The following is a 24,243-nucleotide window of genomic DNA, read 5'->3' on the forward strand; positions in this document are numbered from 1 at the left end:
AGAAAATAAAAGAAGAGGAGGGGTGAATTGGTGCACGGATTAAAACAAAACTTGCTTATCGGAGGATTAGCTGCATGTTTTTCTTTACTCAGTGTAGTTTCTCCGTCTATGGCAGCAGCATCCGTGGCACAGACGGTTTCGAACACGACCAGTATTTATGGTTATGATCAGTATGAAACGGCAGCTAAGATTGCCAAGAATGGTTGGACTGGAACTTCTGATTATGCCATACTGGCTGCAGGTATGCCAGCAAATCTTATCGATGCCTTGGCCGCAGGACCTTTAGCTGCCAAATTAAACGCACCTATTATTTTGACTGAAGGTAATGATCTAAATCAGAACGCCAAGGAGGAACTGACACGGCTTAAGGTCAAGAAAGTCTATGTTACCAGCGGATCGGCTGTCATCAAAAAGAATGTCCTTGATGAAGTAAAAACAATTGAAACGGTAACAGAAGTAAAGGACCTCGGAGGCATCGATGCTTCTCAGACATCTGTAAACATAGCCAAAGAAATGGCCAATCAAGGCGTAAAAATTAGCCAGGTTGTAGTCACTGGCGGAGCCGGTTCAGATGCCTTATCCGTAGCTGCTATTGCTGGGGCCCAAGGGATGCCTATCCTATATACCAATGGCAGTTCATTATCTGCCTATGTTAAAGACTATCTGGAAGGTGTCCAAGCCAATGTCAAGCAAACCTATGTCATTGGTGGGCCAGCGGTTATCAGTGAAACGGCAAAAGCTCAAATACCTGGAACAGTTGAGCGGTATTATGGGCAGACTCAATATGATACGAACCTTGAAGTCTTAGAGAACTTCGCTGGAGCCAAAAACAAAACGACCTACCTAGCTAATGGGGAAACAATGGTTGATGCTTTGGCGGGAGTACCTCTGGCAGTAAAAAACGATGCGCTTATCTTATTAACTGGCAAGACGTTGCCTGAGGCGAGCAATAATTACGCCCAGTCTAATTTATTGACAAATGTGATAGGTCTCGGGGGACCGGCTGTCGTCTCAGAAGATGCACTTAATTCGTTAGTACCTTCAGAGGTAATCAGTCAAGACGGATCGAGCAAAGGGTCAGACGATTCTCAAACGTTAGAAAAACTTAATGGGATCCTCAAAGTAACGGGGAATAATGTAACGGTAAAGAATGCTAAAACGGACTACAGTGTTTATGTACAAGGAGATAACGTCACTCTAAACAATCTCACTGTGAACGGGACGATCTTTCTTGACCCGGGAGACAATGGTACAGCTACTTTGCAAGATGTGACTGCAACAAACATCGTAATTCTATCTGGCGGGCCAAAAGGAATTAATCTTGTGAACGTGAACGCCCAATTGCTTGATAATCAAAGCAGCAGCCCTGACGTTCTAATTAATGCGACAGGCAGTACTAAAATTGAACGAACTGTAGCATCGTCTTCGGCGAGTTTTCAGGCTGTCGACGGGACTTCATTTGGTAAAATCAAATTATCATATTTCCCACAATCCCAAGACGCTGCTCCGGTCGTGAACTTTATGGGAAATAATTTTCCGTCAGACATGATTGAGGTAGGGGACGGAGTCCAGGTGATCCAAAATGGCGGAGTAAGCAGTACTGCTGGTGGTACTGATAGTTCAAGTCATTCAAACGACTCAACTGGTACCACGACTAACCCAACTTGGAATTCCGGAGATTCGTTCTATGGGAATGTAACAGAAACATCTGACAATACTTACGGGCCAAGTTCAGGTCTCTTCTCCGTTGCTGGAGATATGACATTGGGCGGGGGCTCGAACACAAGTATGACCCTGCAGAATGTCAAAGTCTCTGGGACTTTAACCTTGAATCCAGGTCCAACAGGTAGTGTAACCCTGAACAACGTAACAGCAGAAAATGTTGTAGTTCAGTCAGGAGCCGACCATTCCATTGATTTAATTGGGGTGACGATTGCAGATACCCTAACGGTAAACGCTCCAAATCAGACTCCAGTGCGTATCGTGACGCAGGGCAGTACCATGATTGGCAACACATTAGTACAATCCGCAGCTAATCTTGTTAATAACAGTACGGGAAGTAACAGCAGTAATGCCTTCGGTGATATAACCCTTAATGTACCAACAAGTGGCGCAACGGTGCAACTTGGCGGTACGATAAGTTCACCAATTACAGTAGGGTCCTCCGCTTCTAATTTATTATTAGAAGCGACCAACGGAGCTTTGATTTCTGGGCCGATCACTGTAAATTCAACAGTTTCAATTCTGGCAGATAGTACCGCAACGATCAATAATGTTCAAGTGGCTGGTCCGGTTAGTCTGAGTGTGCAAGGAACTGGTACAGTAAGTGCTGTGTCGACAACAAGTGCGGCAAACAATGCAACCATAAGCATTGCGGCGGGTACGACCGTCCCAACTGTTACCCTCAGTGCCAGCGTTACCATTAATGCGGCGAGCGGGGCTACAATCGGTGATGTCCAGGTGGCGGCTGCAGGAATTCAGCCGATTTTGTCAGGATCTGGAATATTTACCCTTGTTACAGTCACTGCTGAAGCCACAGGGGCTACGGTTACAGTCGATTCGGGTACACATGTTGCTGCGATTACGGCTGATGTAGATTTCACATTGGCTGGTAACGGGACTGTCGATGTTGTAACTCCGGCAACAGGAGTAACGGTAACTCAATCAAATCCACAAACGGTCACTGATGTAACGTCACCTTCCCCTATCGAAGCGGCAAACGGGACACTACAGTCAGCCATCGGCCTGCCGAATACCGTCACGGTAAACCTAAGCGGTGGAGGGACCGCTGACGTCAATGTGACCTGGGATAATGGAACGCCAACATATGATGGTACCACAGCAGGTACGTATACGTTTAGCGGAACCTTATCGAATTTGCCATTCAACGTTACAAATCCAAATCAAGTAACCGCAAGTGTTAGTGTTACAGTCGATAGCGCTGTTGTTCAAAGTCAAACAGTTACAGGTATATCCAGTCTTTCTCCAATCGCTGTAGCGAATGGAACAACGCAGGGAGCCATTGGATTACCGAACACAGTCACGGTAAACCTAAGCGGCGGCGGAAACGCTAATGCCAGTTTAACCTGGGATAACGGAACACCAACATATGATGGTACCACAGCAGGCACGTATACTTTCACCGGAGCCTTATCAAATTTGCCTGCCAATGTAACGAATCCTAATCAATTAACGGCAAATGTAAGTGTTACCGTAGGTCAAATAGTCACTGGGGTAACAACGACCTCGCCAATCACTGTCGCGAACGGGACAACACAGGGAGCCATAGGATTACCGAGTGCTGTAATGCTAAATTTAAGTGCCCCAGGACACCCACATGCCATCGCCAATGTGACATGGGATAATGGAACTCCATCGTACGATGGCTTGACATCGGGAACGTATACATTTAGTGGAACTTTGTCGAATCTCCCGGCTAATGTTACGAATCCCAATCAAGTGACGGCAAGTATAAATGTTGTTGTGACTGCGGACAGTACGACTCCATCTGCTTTGAGTTTCTCCAATCAAATGTTGCCGAACGCAACAGAAGGAATGGCTTATAGTGCAGTCCTAAGTGCTCAAAGAGGGACTGGAGGGTATACGTTTGCAATAGCAAACGGCTCGACGACCCCTGCGGGATTAACGCTGAGTCCTAATGGAATACTCAGTGGCATACCGACGACACCAGGCTCTTACTGTTTTGAGGTAACTGTCACTGACAGTGGCAGCACGACTGCATCGGCTATCGGAATAATCACCATAGAGCCACAGACAGCGACTTCTCAGCCTCTAACTTTCACTGTGACAAGCCTGCCTTCAACTATCAACGGTATGTACTATAGCGCCGGTTTTGATGTGGCAGGTGGTACCGGAACGTACAATTATGATTTGGTACCAGGCAGTAGTTTACCTGCAGGCTTAACGTTGAATGATGGAATCCTTAGCGGTATACCGACTTCAGCTGGATCTTCAACTTTCAGTGTTATAGTAACTGACAGTTCGGGCAGCAATGTGACACAACAGTTTACGTTGAACGTAAACTAACCTAACTAAATAATTTAGAATTAATTAGTTTCGTTCGAAATGAGCAAGAGGATACGGGTGGCAGTTAAATGCCGACCGTGTCTTCTTCGCTCTCAAGCATATTCTTCATCAGGTTTAATTCTTTTTTTCTTTCATCATGATATCGGGTCGCCAGGCATTAATCAGAACCTAAGAATTAACTTCATTAGAAATTCACAACTTTTTCATGAGAAATCGTATCTGGTCATTAAACTTGAAATATCAGTTCAGTCAACTTTGAACTTGGTAACAAACACTCTGGTCCTGAGGGAAAACCTCAAACTAACTTTTTATAAACATAAGAATTACGGAGGGGTGTATATGAAAAAGAACAAAACAGACGAAAGAAAAAAGGGAAAGGGAATAATTAAGGGAATTGGCTCAGTCCTATTGGCACTGATTGCTTCTTCTCACCACTGGGTTCATACCTTATTGCTTGCCTTAGGGTTAACGACTCTAAGCTCAAGCCTTTTATCGTTATCTCCTCCCCTCAAGATTATCTTTTTACTGGTTTCCCTTGTTGTTTCCGCATGGTTCATTTATATTGCAAAACGCAAGTGGAGTTATGATCGTCCTGCTGCCTGGGTGTATCTTATCTCCTCGATTATTTCTATTATTCTTGTAATTACATCCATGCCTCAAGCAATCTCTGCCGTGTTACCTCCTTCCCAACATCAGCAACAACAGCTACCACAAGATCATAATCTTCATCACCATTAATATTATGTAGGGGATCTTCAACGTTGCTCGTTACTTAGTTTATAGCTGTAACCAACCAAGCGCCTTTTCACGTTGTGTGAAAGGCGCTTGGTTTGATATTATCGCATCATACCTTGTGTTCCTGAGCCACTTTGACTACCAGATCTACCTTGCATGGGCATTTGGCTTGAAGGGGTAGTGCTCATAGATGGATTAGCTGGCATTGAGTTATTGGACGGGGGTAAAGTATTTTTCATACTAGAAGGGCTTTTATTTTGACTTGAACCTGATGCTGGGGGACTACTCGAAGGCATTTTTTCGCCAGACATGGGAGTACCCATTGAATTTGGTTCTTCTTGGCGAGTCCCGCTTTGAGGAGTTATTGTCATACTTTCCTGAGGAAAAAGAGAATGTAATGTAGTATTTGATTCGCTCAACATATGGTTGGTGTCATTGGGGTTGGTACTGTTTGTATTAGCTACTAGCCCCTTATCCATTAAGCGCTTATACACCAGATAATTATTGACGCTCATGCCAAGGTTTTGGGCTGTTTTTTGAGTCGCTTCATCGGTCTGGCTTACCATCAGATCAGCAGAGATGTTTTTATCAAGCATATGACGACGCATTGAGTCCCGCAGTTTCGCTTGATCAATAACATCTTCTTGACGATTATCCAAGGGTATAATGCTTGCCATAACCAGGTTTTTGCTTCCTTTTAAGGTTTCTTGAGAATTCGCTTGATCGATTAAAAGGTCAACCGATGTATAGATATCCTTTCCTTGAAGCTTAATCTCAGAAGTTAAAGGTTTAGATCCTTGAGTTAAATCAATCACCCTAAGTACTTTGGCATCACGATTAACGAATAGTTCCTTACTATTATTAATATCCATCACAACAGCAGCCACTGCAGTATTTGCGCTTGAGACTATGTTAAATACACCAAGGCCCAAGGCGAGAAGCAGAATGGCAGCCATAGAAGCCAATTTAAGGAGTCTTTGGTTTAGAATGTTACGTTCTGGCAAATCTACTTCAATAACGTGTCCGAGAAGGGGTGGGGTGATCGGAGTTCTGATTTCCAAATAGTCACCACGTTCTGTGTAAAGGATCGTTTTCTTTTTAGTGATTTTCATAACAATGCCTTTGACCTTTTCCATTACGCTAACCCCTTTCTTGACGTTATTGGATCCATTTGTGTAAAACTTTTTAACGACATAAAATCAGGATCGGATAAGATTAGAACTGTAGCAATAAGATATTTTCTCCCTCTCTCTAGCACTTTGCGTTTTATCCCGGTCAGGAGTTCTAACTCTTTGAGAGGTAAACATTTATTCTTTGTTAGGTATTGCAATAAATCGTCCCGATCACTAAGCTCTTGAGCAACTTTATAGAGAGTCGCTTTACTATCACGATGCTTAGGGGAGACTTTAACTAAATCTTCTAAGGTTATTCCATATTCGGCTAGGGCAAACACATAACTTTTAACGGTTTCCGCAAAATCATAGTTTTGCTCCGTTTCTTGATACATTTCCATGGATACTTCTGAATCGTAATTCTTAAAGTCGTTACTGTCGGATTCTGAAGGAGAAAGCGAGAGAAGTTGATATTTTGACTCTTTGCGGAAGTGATCAATTAATCGTCGCGTCATAATTGTTTTAGCAAGCCCATAGAACGAGGCACCTTCACCAGGCTCATATTTATCAATTGCTTCATTAAACGCGACCAAGGCAATGCTCAGTTCGTCGTCACGCCCCCAAGTAAGATAGCGCCTACATAGATTAGAGCTGACTTTCAGAATAAACGGTTTGTGATTTTTAATGAACTCTTCTCTTACAAGTTCATTTCCACTTTTGGCTTGTTGTAAAGTCTGTTGAATTAATAATTCTTGCACTTCAACCCCTCCAGCTAGAAGAATGTTCGTAAAAAGTTCATAAATTTAAGGGGTACCTTGAAGAAAAAATCCTAAAAGAATAATTACAACTACCCCCCAATAACCGAGTATGTTGTCGAATACTTTGGTGTCAACGGGAGGTGAGAGTTCATAGCAAAACCAAAATTGAGTTCGGCTTATTTGTTTTCGAACATAACTAATAATGAAAGGATTGGACTGTAGTATGAAAAAGAGAGTATTAGTAGCGACGGTATCAATGGCTTTAATTGTTGGATTGGCAGGGATTGTAAATGCTGAAACCGTGGGGAGTACTGGAACACAATCTCAACCATCCAATGCGTCAACTTATATGAACCCCCAAAATGTCACCAGCATGAGCCCAATGCAGAGAACAAATGATCAGACGGATCAAACACAACAGGCACAAACAGCCCAAAATCCGTCTTCTTCGTCCGACCAGACAACAAATCAAATAAATATACCTCATATGAGTTCTAATGGATCCATGACTAATTCGGGGCTGAACATGCCCTTAAATCATCAAACACAATCAATGCCGATGAGTACACCAATGAATGGTCAAATGGGTAATCCACAAAGCCAGCAAGGAATGAGAGGGACATCCAGGTCCAGCCAAACGAATTCTTCGAGTATGATGCAGCCATCAAGCCCAAATTCAAGTGGTAACACAATGGGGTCAATGGGAAGAATGGGCCGGTAAGATTTCTATAAATGTTTCTCAAATTCACAGGAAAGTCATAATTCGTTCATGGCTTATTCAAATTGTTTGAATACAATTGAATAAGCCAAAGTACATAGATAAGGGATGCATTATAATTCAAAGGAGGAATCAAATGGCGAAAAGCTCTCCGGTTTATTGATAAAGCAAGGATAGAGTGATGTTTTATAGCTTTATCTATCGCTTGAATTTCTAGTAATAACTATGACAAAAAATAAGTGATTATTGACTGAACGGAGTGTTTGACATGATGCAAGGAATAAGTGGGATGGGCAGCGCAGGGACTATGATGAGTGGCGCAAATAGTATGATGGGTGGTTCCCGGAGTATGATGAATGGCACAAGCAGTACGCAGAGAAATAATGTTATATCAGGAAGTGAAAATCTAGTAACAAAACAGATACCTGAAAACGATAAGAATCTTGGAAATATAGTTGACATACGAATTTAAATTAAATATTCCTCAAATCCTGATCTAGCCTTAAGTAAGGCCGTATAGAGGAAAACTAACCTAACAGGGTTACCCTATATGGTCTTACTTCTTTTATACAGTTTATGATTATAATAAATCTGCAGTTGAAACTCAGTATATTATCCGACGTTGCATGAAACGTAATTGTCCCAATAGAGATGAGAGTTGTATCTATTTTCGGTAATTGAGGCAATTCACGAAAAGTAAAAAAGGCAACTGAAGAATGAGCGTCAGTTCCCTTTTAAAGTGTCTTTTGAAGAATAAATGAAGTATAGTCTAAGATTGATCTGCAAATTTTTCTATCTCTTTTGGAAGTTGAACAATAAATTCTGTATCTTGTCCGACTGTACTTTGTACAGTGATCGTTCCCTGATGAAGAGCTGTAATCTGTTTTACTAAAGCAAGACCAATTCCTGTTCCCCCGGTTTCACGGCTTCGGGATTTGTCGGCCCGGTAAAATCGCTCGAAGATGAAGGGAAGATCCTCTTTAGGGATGCCACTGCCCGTATTTTTGATCCAAATGAGTACAGAATCAGATGTTGGTGTAAGAGTAATAGTTATTTCACCGCCGCTATTTGAGTACTTATAGGCATTATGAATAAGATTGTAAAAGAGTCGTGTCAACAGCTGTCCATCGCCTGATGTTATTACTGGTTCTGGCGGAGGGCTCCAATTTAGGGTTAATTGTTTTTCTTGAATCAGCGAATAGAGACTATGAATGACTTTTTCAAGAAGGTAATTTAAGTCTGTTGGTTCAACGATAGGCTTTAGCGCCCCGATTTCAGCGACATTTAAGTCTTTTAAATCACTGGATAGGTCTACCAAACGGTCAATTTCTTCATGAATGGAGGATAGGTTCTCTTCATCTGCCGGCAAGACATTATCTTGGAAAGCTTCGATATAGCTTTTAATGGACGTTAGAGGTGTGCGCAGTTCGTGGGCAATATCGGCGGTAAACTGTTTTCGAAGAGTTTCTTGGCGGTTCAAATTATCAACCATTACGTTAAAAGCGTTTGCCAATTGCCCAACTTCGTCCTTTGTCTGAATAACAACGCGTTCATTGAGATTTCCTTTGCCAATACGCTCTGCAGCAATAGTTAGGTGTTTCAATGGTTCTACGAGACGACGACTTGTGAAATAACTTAGGATTATTCCGAACACAAGTGCCAGACCTCCGGCAAGTAATAACGAGTAAAAGACTGAGGACTGGAAGAGGACATCTTGGGGGTTAAGGATCGGCGCAGATGAAGGGTAGTGGACGTAGGCTATTGCTAATGTTCCTTGAGGTCCCGATATCGTTAAGGTTTTCGTTTTCCAGCTTGTGATTGAAGAAGAGGACATACTCATCCCCATCATACCGCTTTGACCGTTCATCATGTCGTCCATCATATGACTCAACGTAGCAATTTGTTTACCGTTAGGATCCTTTAGTGTAATGGTTGTTCCAACTGGGAGGGATTGACTAATTTCATCAAGGGATGTAGGATCCCAGGCTCCTTTGCTCTGATATACTGCGCTTAGACGAGCTGGTAATTGTTCAATAACCGTTTCGCTCGTCTTGGTTAAGTAATTACTGAATTGTTGATGGAAGACAAGGTTAACGGCAAGTAAACTCAAGGTTAGGGCCATTAATATGATTACAAGAGTAGAAAGGAATAATTTTTTTCGCATCTCATCCTCCTGCACTTGGATTGAATTTATAACCTATGCCGTAAACCGTTATGATAATTTGTGGGTTACTAGGGGTGACTTCAATTTTCTGGCGGATTTTTTTGATATGAGCATCAATGACACGGTCATCACCCTCAAAGTCGTGCCCTTGTACAATTTCTACCAGTTGTCCTCGAGCGTAGACGCGTCCCGGATTCTTGGCCAGAGTGCCAAGGATTTTAAATTCTGTGGGGGTTAATAAAATATTTTGATCATAAAGTCGAATTTCATGCTGAATGTTATCAATGGTGAGGCCATTGTCATACGTAATTACGTCTGCTAAGGGTGACGTTTCGTTGTTCACGCGGCGTAGTACTGCCCGAACACGGGCAACAACTTCACGAGGACTAAAAGGTTTCGTGATGTAATCATCGGCGCCAATGCTGAGTCCCTGAATGCGGTCTTCTTCTTCAACTCTGGCTGTAAGCATAATGATTGGAACGGAGGATAGTTTCCGGATTTCACAACATATTTCTGTACCAGACATTCCGGGAAGCATCAAATCCAAGATGATAAGATCATAGGAATTTTCCTTAAACATGGTTAGAGCGATTAAACCGTTTATGGCTGTGCTGACTTGAAATCCTTCCTGTTGAAGGTAGGCTTTAAGTACTGATGTAATTTTCTTTTCATCATCTACAATTAAAATTCTCATTGAAGCATAAACTCCTTCGGTATAAACCAAAATTTAGTACAAGGTAATTATTACAAAAAGATGAAAAGTAATTCTGCCGTGGCGAGGTTATATTACCCTTTAGCTTGGCTGATCATGGTTCTAAGTTGTTCGGAGTAAGGGCCATTAGGATCTTGATTTAAGACGGTTTGCCACATGCGAATGGCCGATGAATTGTCCTTCTTAATTTGATAAAGATAAATACCGTAATTAAACAACGCAGGAGAAAAGTTTGGGTTGATAGACAAGGCCTTTTGGTAACTCTTTTCCGCCAAGTCCAGTTGTCCGCTATAGAAAGCAGCTGTCGCCATATCAGTCATAACGTTGATATCTTGTTTGCTCTTGAGAACGCTCTGATAACTCTTGACTGCCAGAGCGAATTCATCTTTTGCTTCATTTGGAGCGCTTTTCTGGTCTGCAGTTCCTAAATCATAATAAGCATTTCCTAAATCCTCCTGCAGCCCAATATCATTAGGATTTGATTTCAATTGTTGGATTAAAGTATTGACTCGGTTCTTGTCATTGATGGAGACACTATTGTTAGACGTTGAAGACGATGAAATCGAGGAACTGCCAGCGTTATTTGAATTATAAAAGTATCCAAAAGCTCCTGCTCCGATTAAACAGGCGGCAATTAAAATAAAAATAACAATGGTTTTGAATTTTTGATTTGTGTTTCCCTGCATGCTGCATTCTCCTTCGCAATTTTTGAAGGTACCCTATATGTTTTGGGATTCGTTAAGTTATATTTTATTATCAAGTTAATTAAACATACGTATAATGGGCAACGAACGGATGAGCGCACTCGACCGAGTGCGCTCTAATCCATTGGTTGAGATTATATAAGTTACATCCGCATTGCCATTCGTACAGTAAAGGTTAAGAAGTTTAATACACCGAAGAGCAAGATGACAACAAGATAAGGTATAGAGACGGAAAGGGCTTTGCCCAAGCCGTAATTCTTTTTGGCGATACGATAGGCCGTATACATGGAGCCGAGCGTTCCGGCAATGACCAAGAAATACTGCATAACTTGGATGATCGGGTCAGGAACGAATGAGGTTGAACCCTCGAGATGCACCCCAAAGAGTCCCATGAAGGTATAGTAGGTTGCTTTCCCTTCTGCCAGCAGGTGGAATAAGTTATGGGCCATATGAGAGGCAAGATCGAGAGGAATGACGGCGTAACCGAAGCGGGCAAAGGCATTACGCAGCGTTTCACTTGTGAAACGTTTGGATAGAGCTGTTGCTGAGAAAAGAAGTAACACAGGCGTAGCCATGGCTAAGATAAATAGCATTGTAAAGGCGATATCTTGATTAGCAATCCCTAAGGTATTTTCTACCCACTTGAGGAAAGAGGGGTAAAAGTCTAACATGGTAACATTTTGGACGAAAACAATTCCCACGATAACAATGGCTAAGAAGGATTCTTCGAAACGAGCACGGGTCATCGACCAAAATTCACTGGTTGGTTTACGAGGGGTTAAGCGAATTGAATCATGGGGGCAATTCTTGATGCAACTTCCGCAGAGATTACAATTGGCGTTGTTTTCCATTGCCATTGGAAATTCAAACATCGGACATCCTGGTGCGTTAGCACCACCCTTGTAACAATCACGTGTTTTACAAGTTTTACAAACATTCTTATCAGCGCGCAGTTCTAACATACCTGCTCGTGAATAGTTGCCGGATAAACTGCCGAGAAAGCAGAGATAACGGCACCAAGTTCGGCGTTCAAAAAGCAAGGCACTTACCATGACTCCGCCTAAGATGAGCAATAAGAGAGTTCCGGATCCTCGAGGAGATTCCACGATCCCCCAAATATGATCAGACCAGGTGATGAGAATGAAGGTAATATCGATAATCCAAAGGCCATTTTTCTTAATGAAATTGGGAACTTTGAGATTGGCTCCGAAAAGCTTTTGTGTTAAGTCACTCACCCAGGCAAAGGGGCAAATCCCACACCAGAAGCGTCCCAAAAGGAAAAAGAAAAATGGGATTAGTGGCCACCAAAGAACCCAGGTTGCAGCAGAACCAAAGTTATTGTCTACGGCAGTAGGTCCTGCGAGGGTTTCAAACATAATCACTGCAAAAACGATCACCGTAATCCATTGAAAAATTCGAGGGTAAAAATAGCTCGTGAGAAATCGTTTAAGCCAGCGAATGTTAAGAAGATTCTTCGGTTGTTTGTTGACGGAATTTGTTGAAGACATTTCTAGGCCTCTACTTTCTTACTTTTTCTTGCCTTTTAAGACAGCAGCGATAATTCCGGCAATGACGACGACACCGGCGACACTGCCAATAAGCACATAATTAGGTCCGGATTTGCCTACAGTTATTGGAAAATTGACGGTACTTTGGCCTAATGACGAAGAAATAGTAATAGCTTGGTTCCATTGTCCAGGCTGATTGAAAGTCATGTTTTGCATCATGTAGGAACCTGCTTCCATGGACATTGACCCCATTGAAGATTGTTCTTGCATGACCATTCCGCTTTGGTTATTCATACTCGATGACATGTCCATGCCTGCCATATTTCCGCCATCATTGGAGTTGGAGCCCATCATGGTAGGGTTGCTCATCGTAACTTTTGCTCCGGTTACGGGCTGTCCGGTTGCCTTATTCTTAACGATGATGGTCATGGTTCCGGATTGGTTAACCATGGGGGTTTCCGGGTTCATTTGCATAATGACCTGATAAGGGCCAGCGTCTTGCTCAAGCTGAGAAGCAGCGAAAGCGTTGGATGCAAACATAAGAGTCAAGAGTAACAAGGATATGGTAAGAAGGATTTTTGAAATAGGTTTTCTTGGGTAACTCATAAAACACGCTCCTCTAATTTAATTGAGACGACAATTATCAATGCAAAAGTCATGCCAAGTTGCACTTAATATCAAATTATGATGTAATAGCACTATGATTATGGTGTTTTGTTGAGTTGTATTGGTATTTTCGAGTATTCTAATCATACTAACTTATAAAATATAAATGCATTAAAAGAAGAAAGCACAAAAAAAGTGTGGGAAAAGACACAGTTTACTGCGCCTTTTCCCACAACAATTTTAAGTTTAGGTCTAAGGGGATGAAATTGTGCGACGGATATTAGTTGCCGATGATGAAGTAAATATGCGCTGGGTTTTAGAGCGAGCCTTAGTAAAAGCCGGATATGACGTTGAAACTGCAGAAGATGGGCAATTAGCCATAGATCGGGCACTGTCGGAACGCCCCGATCTTGTTCTCGTTGATTTAAAGATGCCTAAGGTTGATGGGTTAAATGTGCTGCGTACCTTGAAAGATCATTATCCCGATTTACTCATTGTCATGATGACAGCACATGGCAGTACGGAAACAGCGGTTGAGGCGATGAAGGCAGGAGCCCATGACTATCTAATGAAACCTTTTGAGATCGATGAACTTCTCATTACCCTTGAAAAGGCTTTAGAAGTAGAAAGTCTGCGCGAGCAGGTGGACTACCTAAAGGGGGAGGTTCAGCCTAATCGCTGGCAATTGGTCGGAAATAGCGACAAGATGCAAACATTAAAACTGCTTGTAGAGAGGGTCGCGCCAACACCGGCAACGGTTCTTATTCAAGGGGAGTCTGGTACGGGTAAAGAATTAGTTGCCCATGCTATTCATACCTTAAGTGCTAGGGCTGATGGCCCTTTTATCCGAGTGAATTGTGCGGCTTTGACTGAGACCTTATTAGAAAGTGAATTATTCGGCCACGAGAAAGGTGCTTTCACGGGTGCTCATTCACGCAGAACCGGACGTTTTGAATTAGCAGATGGCGGAACGCTTTTTCTGGATGAGATTGGTGAGCTGTCTTTTAATGTTCAAGCAAAGCTATTGCGGGTACTTCAGGAACGGACATTTGAACGAGTTGGGGGTGAAAAAACCATTCAGGTTGATGTAAGGATTATCGCCGCCACGAATCGCGATCTGTTAAGAGAGGCTCAAGAAGGACGGTTTCGCGAGGATTTATATTATCGCTTGAATGTCTTCCCAATCTTTGTTCCTCCCCTGAGAGATCGCCATGAGGATATCTCCCTCCTTGTGGATCATTTCTTAGAAAAACTTAGTGCCTATGGCCAAAAAAAGGCTCTTGGACCGGGAGTTCTTGCCCAACTCATGGCTTATACTTGGCCGGGAAATGTGCGCGAACTTGAAAATGTCATTGAACGAATGGTTATTATTTCTCCGGGAGCTGTAATCGGTCTTGATGGGGTGCCAACCTTTAATACATCTAATCAATTAGAGAAGAGTTTGGATCCCTTTATTCTTCCGCCGGGGGGCATATCTCTTGAAGAGATTGAAAAGTCCTTTATACGTCAAGCTATGGAACAAACGGATGGGAATCAAAGCCAAGCGGCAAAAAAGCTGGGACTTTCCCGTTACGCCTTTTTGTACCGCTTGGAAAAATACGGGATAAGCCCACATTTGGATAGCTGAACCTTGAGAGGAGTGCTTTTATTGCCAAGCTATAAACTCGATCTCAAAAATCGACATCGAGTCTATTTCGATTTGCTGATCATTAGCGTCGTAATTATCATTTTAACGGTCATTCACTATACGACTTATCATTACACCATGAATTATCACATCATGTTACAATTTGCCTACTATCTCCCTGTGATATACGCAGCTATGCGCTTTGGCTTAGTCGGCGGAATTATATCCGGGTTATCTATAACCTTTCTGATTCTACCGTTTATGACTTACTTTAACACAATGACAATGGCTTCATCTGCCATGCTGACTCAATGGGTGGAAATTGTCCTAATTAATGGTATTGGTTGGTTAACTGGTTTTCTGATTGAACAGGAACGGAAAGCGACACGCAAACATCAACTTGCCCTTCAAATTCAGAAAGAGTTAGTAGAAAAGTTAAAACGTGAAAGTCTAGAACGTGAACGCTTGGAAAGCGAGATCCGGCAAACTGAACGGTTAACTGCGCTTGGGCATCTGAGTGCCGGTTTGGCTCATGAAATACGCAATCCCTTGGGGATCATGAAAGTAAGTATTCAGCTTCTGGCTCAAGACAAGCAAGAAGATAGTGAGGTTTTAGAATATTGTCGCGTACTTAAAGAAGAGTGTGAACGCTTAAATAGGTTAGTTAGTGAGTTTTTAAGTTTTGCCCGCCCTAAGGAATTAGTGCGTAGAAGAGTTAAGTTAGAGAAACTCTTGGAAGAAGGAGTTATGTTTATTCAGCCTGCTCTGCGGCAGCACCAGATTGAATTATTTCAAAAAGGAGGACAAGTTGATGCTTACGAGGTTGAAGTAGACTCTGATCAGATTAAACAAGTTATTTTAAATATCTTACTCAATGCTATAGATGCCCAAGGAGAAGGGGGTAGGATTCTTCTGGAGAGAATTCAAAAAGAAGGCTTTGTAGGATTTGCCGTTAGCGATGAAGGGCAAGGAATTTCGCCCGATGTCTTGCCTTACATATATGACCCCTTTTTTACAACAAAGGAGAAAGGAACTGGATTAGGCTTGTCGGTGGTACATCGTATCCTAGATCAACACGACGGGAAGATATCCGTTTCAAATCGAAATGGGCGAGGAGCAAGAGTTGAAATTTTGTTGCCTCGATGCGAGGAAGGACCCTGATTGAAATGTTCAGGGTCCTTATTCATGAGAAATTCACAACTTGTTCATGAGATAGTCGTATCCAAGGGTTACACTAAGAACATAGAAAAGCAGTTAAATAATTCGAAAATAAAATATAGGGGGAATAGAAATGAAAAAGTTAACGAAGAAGCTTACAGCAATCGTAGGGGCCGCAACTTTGGCAGTAGGGCTTATGGCTTTACCGGCTTTGGCGGGAACGACTCAGGGACAGGACAATGGCTGGTTTGGTCAAATGCAAAACTATATGCAGCAAACATTTACCGGCCCATCTTCAGTAACTGGCTCACCTAATGTTACAGTGCCAAATTTGGGTAGTGTAAATTCACCTTATGGATATGGAATGATGGGTGGTTACAACGGTTCAAGTAGCTCTGGTGGATACGGAATGATGGGGGGGTACAGCGGCTCAAACAGCTATGGGGGTCGTGGCATGATGGGTGCTTGGTAATAATTATCTGCTCTTTTAAGGCTCTTTCTTTGAATAAGGCTTATTAATCGGCTAACCAGGTGAAGTCTTCTTAAAGGATCTTAGTTTTGACAGGGCATTATATAGTTTCCGTGAAGGGCATACTATTTCTTTTTCCCATCTTGTAATAGTTTTTCTATGAACCCCTAAAAAAGCTCCAAACTGATCCTGTGTAAGTTCTAAGTGTTTTCTAATAGATCGGATCTGATAACCATAATTAGAGCTGATAAAGCTTAAATATTCATCAAGTATAAAGCATGAGCTAACTCTAATTGCTTTAGCTATTCGATTGCAAATTTCTAAAGAATGTTCAATCTGATTATTCTCGTATCTCTTAACGGTACAAACATCTAAACAGGAAATAGCTGCAACATCCTCTTGAGATAGGTTCTTTTTAATTCGATAGTATTTAATCCGCCCACCTATAGTTGATAAATCCGAAGTGCTTTCTAATAAATCTACAGAATGCTCATGAGAAAATGTTTCCGTTATGTTAGGATAGCAAACGAGATTCTGATGCACTTGAGATCCTTGAAGAAATCCCGGGGGGAAGTGTCCATTTACGATCCTATCGGGATGGATAAAGAGGGCAATGAGATTTCTCTCATTGATGTTCTGGGTTCTAATGAAGAGGATATTTCTACTAGAGTTGAGAATGCTTCGGAGCAAAAGGCGTTATTGGAACTGGTTAAGAAGCTTACTAAGAGGGAGAAAATGGTCCTTCAGTTGCGTTATGGGCTTATGAACAGTCCTAAGCGGACCCAGCGTGAGATTGCTAAAGTTCTGGAGATTTCACGATCTTACGTGTCAAGGATTGAAAAAAAGGCGATTCAAAAGCTGATGGAAGAGATGAAGAGAATTGATCCGAAATAATAACGGAATAATTAAAGGTAAAAAAGCTATTTGGACGAAATAATATTAAACAATAGCATGAGCCCCTCTATGTCATCTTAAATGAATTTCAGTATTTAATTGTAACAATTGGGAAATCCATGATAGCGTTAGAGAATCAGGTAGGACACAATAACTATGAAATTGTAGTTAGTGGAGGAAAAGCTGTATTGTGTCATCGATCATATAACCCTGATGGCCATAAGCCGGTTGGAGGCTGTTTGTTTTTTTTGTAGTGACAGGGTGTTGTGGGGGAATGTAATATTTAGGTATATTAAAGGGCATCTGCTTAGAGCAGGTGCTATTAATTTTGGCTAAAAATAATTATAGAGCATAAGCTAAAGCGGAATATCTTTGGACAAATTGAATAGAGGTGATATAATTATGGCAATAAATGATAATCTTAAAGAGGATGCTGATAGTATGAATAATGCAGCAATTATTGAGCCTAAGAAATTAGGATGTATGAATAGTATTAGAAATATAGCTAAGAAAGCTATCAAAGAAAAGGGCTTAAGTGATTATGAAATAAGGAAAACTTTGGGTTCAAAGAGATATGAGAAGTAAACTTAAGGTCGTGTTGGATACCAATATTTTTATAAAAGCATGGTTTTCTTCGGAAGACAATAATGTATGCTCCAAAGTAATGGATTTAATTGAGGAAAGGAAAATTCAACTTTTATTTGCGCAGGATACTATAGGAGAATTAGTTTACTTAGTTAAAAATTTTGCAAGATATAATATTACCGATGTGAATGATAGATTGGCAATGCTACAAGGCGTAATGGAATTGTTCTACTATAGTACCTCGATAAATACGATGATATGTTTTTAAAATGCGCCATCGAAGGGAATGCAGATTATTTGGTTTCTGATGATTTTAATAGTGGCATGCATGTGGTTGAGAATATTAATTTTAAGGTTGTTAGTTCTGATAAGTTTATAGAGTTATTTTAACAAGATAACAAAGCATCTGCTGGATAAAGGCAGGTGCTTTGTTATTAGGCATCACTAGCGTTGCGTAAAATTTTTTCTCAAATGTCAAGCGCTATAAAGTCAAGGAATCTAGAGAAAATGTAAGAAAATAAGCCAGTATTCCTGATTATTCCTGTAAATTGTGATAAAAAATCCTTATAATTAGAGTTAAGGGTAGTCCTTGCCCAAATCTCAAATTATAAGGAGATTAGATAGGACCTGGACTTGTAGTCATTGTGGAGCAGAATTAGACCGCGACATAAACGCTGCTATCAATATCAAAAATGAGGGCTGTATGTCACTGGATGATGATATACAGCTATTAATTTAACCGTGCGATTTCAACAGCGGATGGGAATTTCGCGTTAATCGCCGTATAAATTTTAGGATCTTCTCCCCCCAAACTCCAGATTGAAATGCCGTTTAGGTTATACTTGTTTACTAGGTCGAGAAGAGGTTGGATAGATGCTTCGTTTTCAAACCATACCGTATGATTACCTTTTTTGTCTGAGTAAGTATAATGAGGACCGCTATTTGGATCATTGGTAACTTTGCTGTTATAACGAGCGGCTGTATTTACAGCATGCAAATAATTTATTCCTATACCTTTAGAGCCCGACCAATTATAGCCATAGTCGGGAATGCCCAATTCGATTTTATTCGGATTAATAACTGATATCGCATAGGAAATTACATTATTGACCCAATTCACAGGAGCAATCGGACCGGGACTAGAGGTTGACCAAGAGTAATCATAGGCCATAATACGGACTTTATCGGCTGCTTCACCAATAGCTTCGTAATCCTGCCCAGGGTGTTCAGTTGCTGTAGTCTTAGAAGTCAGGGTTACATAAAGAAGCTTATTTTTCTCATGAAGTGCATTTGCTAATTTTTGAACAAACAAAGTAAAAGCCTTTTTATCGGATGGTAAAACATTTTCGTAATCAAGGTCAATCCCAGAATAGTTCTGAGATATTACTATGTTGACTATATTTTGGATGTGATTTTGCATCAATACAGGATCATTAACAATGGTGGATATTAAACTAGAGCTGAATTCGTTACTGATTAAGGGCGTGAGAGTTAATTTTTTATTCTGCGCGTAATTGATTATTTGAGGATCTTCCGAATTATTAAGTGGTTTAATATCGCCGTTCTTTGTTGCGTCATACCAGAAGGGTGAGATCTCATTAAATACTTCCGGATTATTCTTAACAGAGGTAATAGCTGTTGCCTGATTCCAGTAAGGAATCCAACCGTTAATTGAACGACTTCTCTTAGGAGAGGTATTCTTAGAATTAGCGATAAAAAAAATCGCTGCCATTAGAATACAAAGGACTACAGTTGCAGATAAAAACAGTAAACGTTTATTTATTTTATACATAAGAATATACCTTTCTACGAATAAGCTGCATTTATCCAGTTTTTAAGACCCCCACTTTTTAAGTTGGGGTGGGTACTTCGTTAACTTCAGGTGGGGTAGAGTCCTCCTTCGCCGCTAAGTATTCCTATTAAGAAAAGCGGTTCGGCGATAATGTCCACTGGACATTATTGTATCTGAAGCCCCGATGTTCAGCTTTAGCTGAACGAGTTTACTGGCGGATTGCTTATAGGTAATTTACGATTAAAACTAGATAGCATTTCGTTTTGGTTTAAGAAAATTATAACATTATAATTTGAAAAGGAATTTAAAAAAAGATTAAAATTGTATGAAATTAGCTATTTGGGTCGAATCCTTTACATTCATTGTTAGCGCTGCTGGTGGGTAAATATAGAACACAAGGATTAATAGCGGTTTATTTTTTAAACTGAATTACAGAAACGTAGCCAAAAGCCCACGGTTTTAATCGTGGGATGAAGGCGGCTTCGTAATTTCATGTAAATGTAAATGTCTTAGCACTATGATAAACTAGTATTAGTTTGATCTTTGAAAACTGGATAGAGTAAGAGGTTCTGATAGCTAATGCGTCTATCAGGTAAAACTCTATGTGTCGTCAAGAAAAAAGACGTTAAAACGATCGTTTTCAAAGAAACTGTGGTAGCTGGTAACAGGCTATCAGCCTAGAGTACCATTGTGTACTGCTCTAGGACGGGCTAATGGCTTAGCCCTGAACTTGGGGTCATACTCCGATAGCAGAAATGTACTTCGGTTTAATCACCCAAGAATCCCATCGGCTTTAGCCGTGGGAGTGTCAAAAAGAAAATCCTGTGTAAAACTTGACTCTTAAAACCAAGAGTGGGTGAAAAAGTCGATTACTAAAACGAGGCTTTAGCTGCAAATGCTTTAGCCTCGCTTTTCCATCTGACTTAAATTGGACTTGAAGAGTTATGAAATAATAATATTTTCATGGTCTTTTAATCTTGTTAGGCTAAACTAGTGTCATTGAAGAGCTTTTTTTGCATATTACTAATGTTTGTGTAGATCGTCCTAAAAACTGTCCCAAAAAACTATTTAAATAACAGAGGAGATTTTTGAATAGGGATTGTTGCTGACCTGTAATTTGATAAGGTGCAGAATGTGCCATAAGAAAGGAGCCTACCCATGTCTTCGGCATTGTTAATTCATATCGTTACGCAATATGGTTATTTAGGATTGTTTATAATTCTGCTGGTTTCAATCTTAGGCTTGCCGCTTCCAGATGAATTCCTTCTGACATTTATAGGTTTTATGAGTTTTTCAGGTCAGCTCAATCCCATATTAGCAATTATTTCATCAGCTATCGGAAGTATAACAGGGATTACTATTGCTTATTTTTTGGGACGATTTTTCGAAGCAAATGTATTGGTATATCTAAGAAAACATACGGGGAGTCAGCGCCTGGAAAAGGTGCTCAATTGGTACCATCAACATGGTGGTAAACTTCTGACGGCAGGATATTTTATTCCGGGAGTACGTCATCTGTCTGGCTATGTTGCCGGTTTAAGCCGCTTAAGTTATCGGGATTTTGCTCTTTATTCCTATCTAGGGGCCTTTGCCTGGACAAGCGTATTTATCCTGCTGGGCAGGACTCTGGGCAGTCAATGGAAAACTATTCTTCCGATCATCCATCGTTACTCAATCCTGCTGGGACTAATTGCAGCTGTTCTCTTTATAATCTTTTATCTGTTATATAAGAATCATGAACGATGGGGAGCTAGGCTGTCAGAGGAGTATTTGCGTCTAACCAGTCATTATCGTTCGTTAGGCAAGCTGCGATTATTGATTATAATAGGTTCTGTAACATTTCTGGGACTTTTTATTTTCTTAATGAGCCTAATTCAAGATCTTGTGACGAACGACGTTGCTGAATTTGATGAAATGGTTGCTTCCAGTCTGGAACTAGCTTCTCCACGCTGGATGATCCACTTAATGCAGCAAATTAATGCTTTGAGTACTCACATTGTGATCTTAATTGTCTTTTTGGTTGTGTTATTTGGCTTTTGGCATAAAACTAAGCTATGGATTCATGTTCTTCCGCTTAGTCTTGCTTGGGGCGGAGGAACTTTGGTTGATTATTTTTTTCGATTCATTTTCCGGGGGGAGAACGTCAGTATCTTTGAAAACATCATGCCCTTTCAAGCCTCAAACACTGGTTTTTTACTGGGCGGTTTATCATTTTATGCTGTTCTTTGTTATATTTTGGCACGAGAAAAATCTTGGTCCTATCGGCTTTGGATTGTGATCGCAGGGTCATTGTTATTATTTTTCTTAGGACTAAGTCCCGTTTATCTGCGGATTCATACACCTAGCGCCATGGTTACAGCTTTAACAGTCAGCGGTCTGTGGACTTATATTTGTATCTTCTTTTATGAGTTCCTGCTTTACAGGAATATGCCGGGCAATAAAAACGCAGAATTGGATTGACCCATTTGAACATTGACAACCATTTTTTAAGGTTCTTTTAATAATCATATGTTAATCTTGAGAATGTGGAGATTCTCCAGTCCTCTAACTTCGGAGAAGTTAGAGGCGGCAGGTAGTTTATCAACGCTTATGGCTTGCAATTTTCAGGGTGACAGAATTTATACGAAGGGAACGAGTAAATCCAATGAGTCAATCATCATCCGTTACCAGAAATAGAGAGAAAGAGCTCTTAATAAAAGTTCCGGAAATCACGATATTCTTTTGGATCGTCAAACTGCTGACTACCGCCATGGGCGAAGCGACTTCTGATTATCTGGTCAATACTATTAATCCATATTTGGCTGTAATCTTGGGGGCAGTAGGATTCGTTATCGCGCTAATCTTACAATTTTCAGTTCGCAAATATGTGGCGTGGATATATTGGCTTTTCGTGGTCATGGTTGCTATCTTTGGAACCATGGTTGCCGATGTCATACATATTGTTTTAGGTGTTCCGTATTATGCCTCCACCATCGCCTTTGCTATGATCTTGACCGTGGTATTTACGACTTGGTACAAGGTGGAAAAGACGTTATCTATCCATAGTATCTATACACGTCGACGTGAGGTGTTTTATTGGGCAGCAGTGCTTGCTACATTTGCCATGGGGACGGCCACGGGGGATATGACCGCAATGACCTTAAACCTTGGTTACTTAGCTTCTGGAATCTTATTTATAGTATTGTTCGTACTTCCTGCAGTGGGTTATTTTTTGTTTGGTCTGAACGAAATATTTGCTTTCTGGTTTGCCTATATCATGACTCGTCCCCTTGGTGCTTCTTTTGCAGACTGGTTTGGCAAACCCAAGAGCATTACGGGTCTGGGTTATGGCGATGGGATTGTCGTGTCGGTGTTGACGATACTCATCGTCATATTGGTCGGTTATTTATCTGTGACACTCAGGGATGTCCAACGTGAGGCAGGTAGACCGCAAAGGTAAGGCAAATAAGATCGGTCGCACCTTTGTCACTCTAAGTTAAGTGGCACTATTAATACTGGGAGTTTCCGGTTGTGGCAGCACTACCATGGCTTAGGGAACAGGTCAAGATTTTCAAAAACCTATTGAAGTGATTTTTTGGCACGGCATGTTTTGTCGTTACGCCGGTAAAACAGCCCCTGAAGTCTACAGGGTGAGAAACGATCGAACCATTAAAGTTATATATTAAGTTAGTGCCCCCACTTCCAGTGGGGGTATTTTTTTGTTGACATATAGTCTAATCAGACTATAATGTGTCTATTGGTCTAATTAGACTATGATTTTAAGATATAGGAATTGGTTACTGATTCTGAGTAACTTTTGGAAAGGAACACATGATGATTAAATCTTTTTTGATGATTGGGCAATCCAATATGGCCGGCAGAGGCTTTTTGTCTGACGTGCCTCCTATTATAAACGAACGAATACAAATGTTGCGTAACGGCAGATGGCAAATGATGATTGAGCCTGTGAATTACGACCGTCCTGTTTCGGGTGTAAGTTTGGCAGCTTCATTTGCAGATGCGTGGTGTTTAAAGTATCCGGAAGATACGATCGGCCTAATACCATGTGCCGAAGGCGGAAGCTCACTGGATGACTGGGCTGTTGATGGCGAACTTTTTCAACATGCTATCAGCGAAGCCAAATTCGCCATGAAACACAGCACCTTAACAGGGATTTTGTGGCATCAAGGTGAAAGTGATAGTTCAGGTGGCAAATACAAAGTGTATTATGACAAGTTATTGGGAATCGTGCAGGCGCTTAGAGATATCCTCAATGTTCCAGAAATACCGTTCATCATTGGCGGCTTAGGAGACTATTTAGGTAAAACAGCATTTGGGCAGTATTGCGTCGAGTATGAGCAGATAAACGATAGCCTTAAACAATTTGCTTTTGAACAAGCACACTGTTATTTTGTGTCTGCGCAAGGATTAACAGGGAATCCCGATGGAATTCATGTGAATTCAATATCTCAAAGATATTTTGGTTTGCGCTACTTTGAAGCCTTCGATAAAAAAACTCATGTTTTAGCACCGTTAAGCCATGAGGTTGAGCTTTTAGATAGACTTATTGCTAGAATGCATACACCAACTGAATTGATGTTTGTGAAACAGATGGACTTTGCACTTGGAAAACTCTCTTATGAAGAATTTATAAACGAACAGTGAGGCACCAATT

General features: G+C 41.0%; 21 protein-coding genes and 1 pseudogene. 14 read left to right on the top strand and 8 right to left on the bottom strand.

Annotation, left to right across the window (positions count from 1 at the left end):
- The first annotated feature begins 30 nt into the window (after window positions 1-30).
- Window positions 31-4,047 (top strand): cell wall-binding repeat-containing protein, encoded by a 4,017-nt coding sequence (locus B5771_RS04380; RefSeq protein ID WP_088186452.1) that lies wholly within the window; start codon window positions 31-33, stop codon window positions 4,045-4,047.
- A 339-nt stretch (window positions 4,048-4,386) separates the two neighbouring features.
- Complete coding sequence (locus tag B5771_RS23775) at window positions 4,387-4,785, top strand: hypothetical protein (RefSeq protein WP_140417689.1); 399 nt, start codon at window positions 4,387-4,389, stop codon at window positions 4,783-4,785.
- A 98-nt stretch (window positions 4,786-4,883) separates the two neighbouring features.
- On the opposite strand, the gene B5771_RS04390 is transcribed toward B5771_RS23775, so the two are convergent.
- Together B5771_RS04390 and sigI are read right to left on the bottom strand one after the other, a co-directional pair.
- Window positions 4,884-5,918, bottom strand: a complete 1,035-nt coding sequence (locus B5771_RS04390; protein ID WP_088186454.1) for an anti-sigma factor domain-containing protein — start codon at window positions 5,916-5,918, stop codon at window positions 4,884-4,886.
- Entirely contained in the window at window positions 5,918-6,652 is a 735-nt protein-coding gene (gene sigI / locus B5771_RS04395; protein ID WP_088186455.1) for an RNA polymerase sigma-I factor, read from the bottom strand. The genes B5771_RS04390 and sigI overlap by 1 nt, the downstream gene beginning before the upstream one ends.
- A 223-nt stretch (window positions 6,653-6,875) precedes the next feature.
- On the opposite strand from sigI, the gene B5771_RS04400 reads away from it, so the two are divergent.
- Window positions 6,876-7,373 (top strand): hypothetical protein, encoded by a 498-nt coding sequence (locus B5771_RS04400; RefSeq protein WP_088186456.1) that lies wholly within the window; start codon window positions 6,876-6,878, stop codon window positions 7,371-7,373.
- A 265-nt stretch (window positions 7,374-7,638) separates the two neighbouring features.
- Window positions 7,639-7,842, top strand: coding sequence for a hypothetical protein (locus B5771_RS04405; protein ID WP_088186457.1), 204 nt, complete (start codon window positions 7,639-7,641; stop codon window positions 7,840-7,842).
- A 297-nt stretch (window positions 7,843-8,139) separates the two neighbouring features.
- Here B5771_RS04405 and B5771_RS04410 read toward each other — a convergent pair whose 3' ends face one another.
- The 5 genes from B5771_RS04410 to B5771_RS04430 form a co-directional block, all read right to left on the bottom strand.
- On the bottom strand, window positions 8,140-9,534 hold the full coding sequence (locus B5771_RS04410; RefSeq protein WP_088186458.1) for a HAMP domain-containing sensor histidine kinase: 1,395 nt from the start codon (window positions 9,532-9,534) through the stop codon (window positions 8,140-8,142).
- A 1-nt stretch (window position 9,535) separates the two neighbouring features.
- Window positions 9,536-10,228, bottom strand: a complete 693-nt coding sequence (locus B5771_RS04415; protein ID WP_088186459.1) for a response regulator transcription factor — start codon at window positions 10,226-10,228, stop codon at window positions 9,536-9,538.
- A 92-nt stretch (window positions 10,229-10,320) separates the two neighbouring features.
- Window positions 10,321-10,932 carry a tetratricopeptide repeat protein gene (locus tag B5771_RS04420; protein ID WP_088186460.1) on the bottom strand — a complete coding sequence of 204 codons (612 nt, stop codon included), beginning with the start codon at window positions 10,930-10,932 and terminating at the stop codon, window positions 10,321-10,323.
- Window positions 10,933-11,093: 161 nt separating this feature from the next.
- Complete coding sequence (locus B5771_RS04425) at window positions 11,094-12,458, bottom strand: 4Fe-4S binding protein (RefSeq protein WP_088186461.1); 1,365 nt, start codon at window positions 12,456-12,458, stop codon at window positions 11,094-11,096.
- 18 nt (window positions 12,459-12,476) lie between these two features.
- Window positions 12,477-13,064, bottom strand: coding sequence for a hypothetical protein (locus B5771_RS04430; protein WP_088186462.1), 588 nt, complete (start codon window positions 13,062-13,064; stop codon window positions 12,477-12,479).
- A gap of 268 nt (window positions 13,065-13,332) precedes the next feature.
- Between B5771_RS04430 and B5771_RS04435 the strand changes: the two genes are divergently transcribed.
- The 7 genes and pseudogenes from B5771_RS04435 (at window position 13,333) to B5771_RS04470 (ending at window position 18,536) form a co-directional block, all read left to right on the top strand.
- Window positions 13,333-14,691 (top strand): sigma-54 dependent transcriptional regulator, encoded by a 1,359-nt coding sequence (locus tag B5771_RS04435; protein ID WP_088186463.1) that lies wholly within the window; start codon window positions 13,333-13,335, stop codon window positions 14,689-14,691.
- A 12-nt stretch (window positions 14,692-14,703) separates the two neighbouring features.
- Window positions 14,704-15,852 carry an ATP-binding protein gene (locus tag B5771_RS04440; protein WP_348982931.1) on the top strand — a complete coding sequence of 383 codons (1,149 nt, stop codon included), beginning with the start codon at window positions 14,704-14,706 and terminating at the stop codon, window positions 15,850-15,852.
- 130 nt (window positions 15,853-15,982) lie between these two features.
- A complete protein-coding gene (locus B5771_RS24525) occupies window positions 15,983-16,321 on the top strand; it encodes a hypothetical protein (RefSeq protein WP_207652673.1) in 339 nt (112 codons plus the stop codon).
- Window positions 16,322-16,837: 516 nt separating this feature from the next.
- Window positions 16,838-17,212, top strand: a pseudogene (locus B5771_RS04455) (sigma-70 family RNA polymerase sigma factor); the annotation flags it as partial.
- 402 nt (window positions 17,213-17,614) lie between these two features.
- Entirely contained in the window at window positions 17,615-17,797 is a 183-nt protein-coding gene (locus B5771_RS04460; RefSeq protein WP_088186466.1) for a hypothetical protein, read from the top strand.
- On the top strand, window positions 17,787-18,065 hold the full coding sequence (locus tag B5771_RS04465) for a PIN domain-containing protein (protein WP_242966729.1): 279 nt from the start codon (window positions 17,787-17,789) through the stop codon (window positions 18,063-18,065). The genes B5771_RS04460 and B5771_RS04465 overlap by 11 nt, the downstream gene beginning before the upstream one ends.
- Window positions 18,066-18,386: 321 nt before the next feature.
- On the top strand, window positions 18,387-18,536 hold the full coding sequence (locus tag B5771_RS04470) for a zinc ribbon domain-containing protein (RefSeq protein WP_088186467.1): 150 nt from the start codon (window positions 18,387-18,389) through the stop codon (window positions 18,534-18,536).
- Here B5771_RS04470 and B5771_RS04475 read toward each other — a convergent pair.
- Entirely contained in the window at window positions 18,528-19,589 is a 1,062-nt protein-coding gene (locus B5771_RS04475) for a glycosyl hydrolase family 18 protein (protein WP_088186468.1), read from the bottom strand. The two genes, B5771_RS04470 and B5771_RS04475, sit on opposite strands and share 9 nt — an antisense overlap.
- A gap of 1,158 nt (window positions 19,590-20,747) precedes the next feature.
- Between B5771_RS04475 and B5771_RS04480 the strand changes: the two genes are divergently transcribed.
- The 3 genes from B5771_RS04480 to B5771_RS04490 all read left to right on the top strand — a co-directional run bounded on the left by B5771_RS04480 (window position 20,748) and on the right by B5771_RS04490 (window position 24,233).
- Window positions 20,748-22,049 carry a VTT domain-containing protein gene (locus B5771_RS04480; protein WP_088186469.1) on the top strand — a complete coding sequence of 434 codons (1,302 nt, stop codon included), beginning with the start codon at window positions 20,748-20,750 and terminating at the stop codon, window positions 22,047-22,049.
- 184 nt (window positions 22,050-22,233) lie between these two features.
- Window positions 22,234-23,028 carry a hypothetical protein gene (locus B5771_RS04485; protein ID WP_088186470.1) on the top strand — a complete coding sequence of 265 codons (795 nt, stop codon included), beginning with the start codon at window positions 22,234-22,236 and terminating at the stop codon, window positions 23,026-23,028.
- Window positions 23,029-23,402: 374 nt separating this feature from the next.
- Window positions 23,403-24,233, top strand: a complete 831-nt coding sequence (locus B5771_RS04490; RefSeq protein WP_088186471.1) for a sialate O-acetylesterase — start codon at window positions 23,403-23,405, stop codon at window positions 24,231-24,233.
- Window positions 24,234-24,243: the final 10 nt, after the last annotated feature.

The organism is Desulfosporosinus sp. FKA (genome assembly GCF_002196785.1).
GTDB lineage: Bacteria > Bacillota > Desulfitobacteriia > Desulfitobacteriales > Desulfitobacteriaceae > Desulfosporosinus > Desulfosporosinus acididurans.

What these genes read in the sequence shown, in the direction of transcription:
- B5771_RS23775 (WP_140417689.1), top strand. Translation starts at nt 4,387, where the DNA reads ATGAAAAAGAACAAAACAGACGAAAGAAAAAAGGGAAAGGGAATAATT.
- B5771_RS04460 (WP_088186466.1), top strand. Translation starts at nt 17,615, where the DNA reads ATGGCAATAAATGATAATCTTAAAGAGGATGCTGATAGTATGAATAAT.
- B5771_RS04410 (WP_088186458.1), bottom strand. Translation starts at nt 9,534, where the DNA reads ATGCGAAAAAAATTATTCCTTTCTACTCTTGTAATCATATTAATGGCC.
- B5771_RS04420 (WP_088186460.1), bottom strand. Translation starts at nt 10,932, where the DNA reads ATGCAGGGAAACACAAATCAAAAATTCAAAACCATTGTTATTTTTATT.
- B5771_RS04485 (WP_088186470.1), top strand. Translation starts at nt 22,234, where the DNA reads ATGAGTCAATCATCATCCGTTACCAGAAATAGAGAGAAAGAGCTCTTA.
- B5771_RS04415 (WP_088186459.1), bottom strand. Translation starts at nt 10,228, where the DNA reads ATGAGAATTTTAATTGTAGATGATGAAAAGAAAATTACATCAGTACTT.
- B5771_RS04405 (WP_088186457.1), top strand. Translation starts at nt 7,639, where the DNA reads ATGATGCAAGGAATAAGTGGGATGGGCAGCGCAGGGACTATGATGAGT.
- B5771_RS04465 (WP_242966729.1), top strand. Translation starts at nt 17,787, where the DNA reads ATGAGAAGTAAACTTAAGGTCGTGTTGGATACCAATATTTTTATAAAA.
- B5771_RS04430 (WP_088186462.1), bottom strand. Translation starts at nt 13,064, where the DNA reads ATGAGTTACCCAAGAAAACCTATTTCAAAAATCCTTCTTACCATATCC.
- B5771_RS04475 (WP_088186468.1), bottom strand. Translation starts at nt 19,589, where the DNA reads ATGTATAAAATAAATAAACGTTTACTGTTTTTATCTGCAACTGTAGTC.
- B5771_RS04390 (WP_088186454.1), bottom strand. Translation starts at nt 5,918, where the DNA reads ATGGAAAAGGTCAAAGGCATTGTTATGAAAATCACTAAAAAGAAAACG.
- B5771_RS04480 (WP_088186469.1), top strand. Translation starts at nt 20,748, where the DNA reads ATGTCTTCGGCATTGTTAATTCATATCGTTACGCAATATGGTTATTTA.
- B5771_RS04425 (WP_088186461.1), bottom strand. Translation starts at nt 12,458, where the DNA reads ATGTCTTCAACAAATTCCGTCAACAAACAACCGAAGAATCTTCTTAAC.
- B5771_RS04490 (WP_088186471.1), top strand. Translation starts at nt 23,403, where the DNA reads ATGATTAAATCTTTTTTGATGATTGGGCAATCCAATATGGCCGGCAGA.
- B5771_RS04400 (WP_088186456.1), top strand. Translation starts at nt 6,876, where the DNA reads ATGAAAAAGAGAGTATTAGTAGCGACGGTATCAATGGCTTTAATTGTT.
- B5771_RS24525 (WP_207652673.1), top strand. Translation starts at nt 15,983, where the DNA reads ATGAAAAAGTTAACGAAGAAGCTTACAGCAATCGTAGGGGCCGCAACT.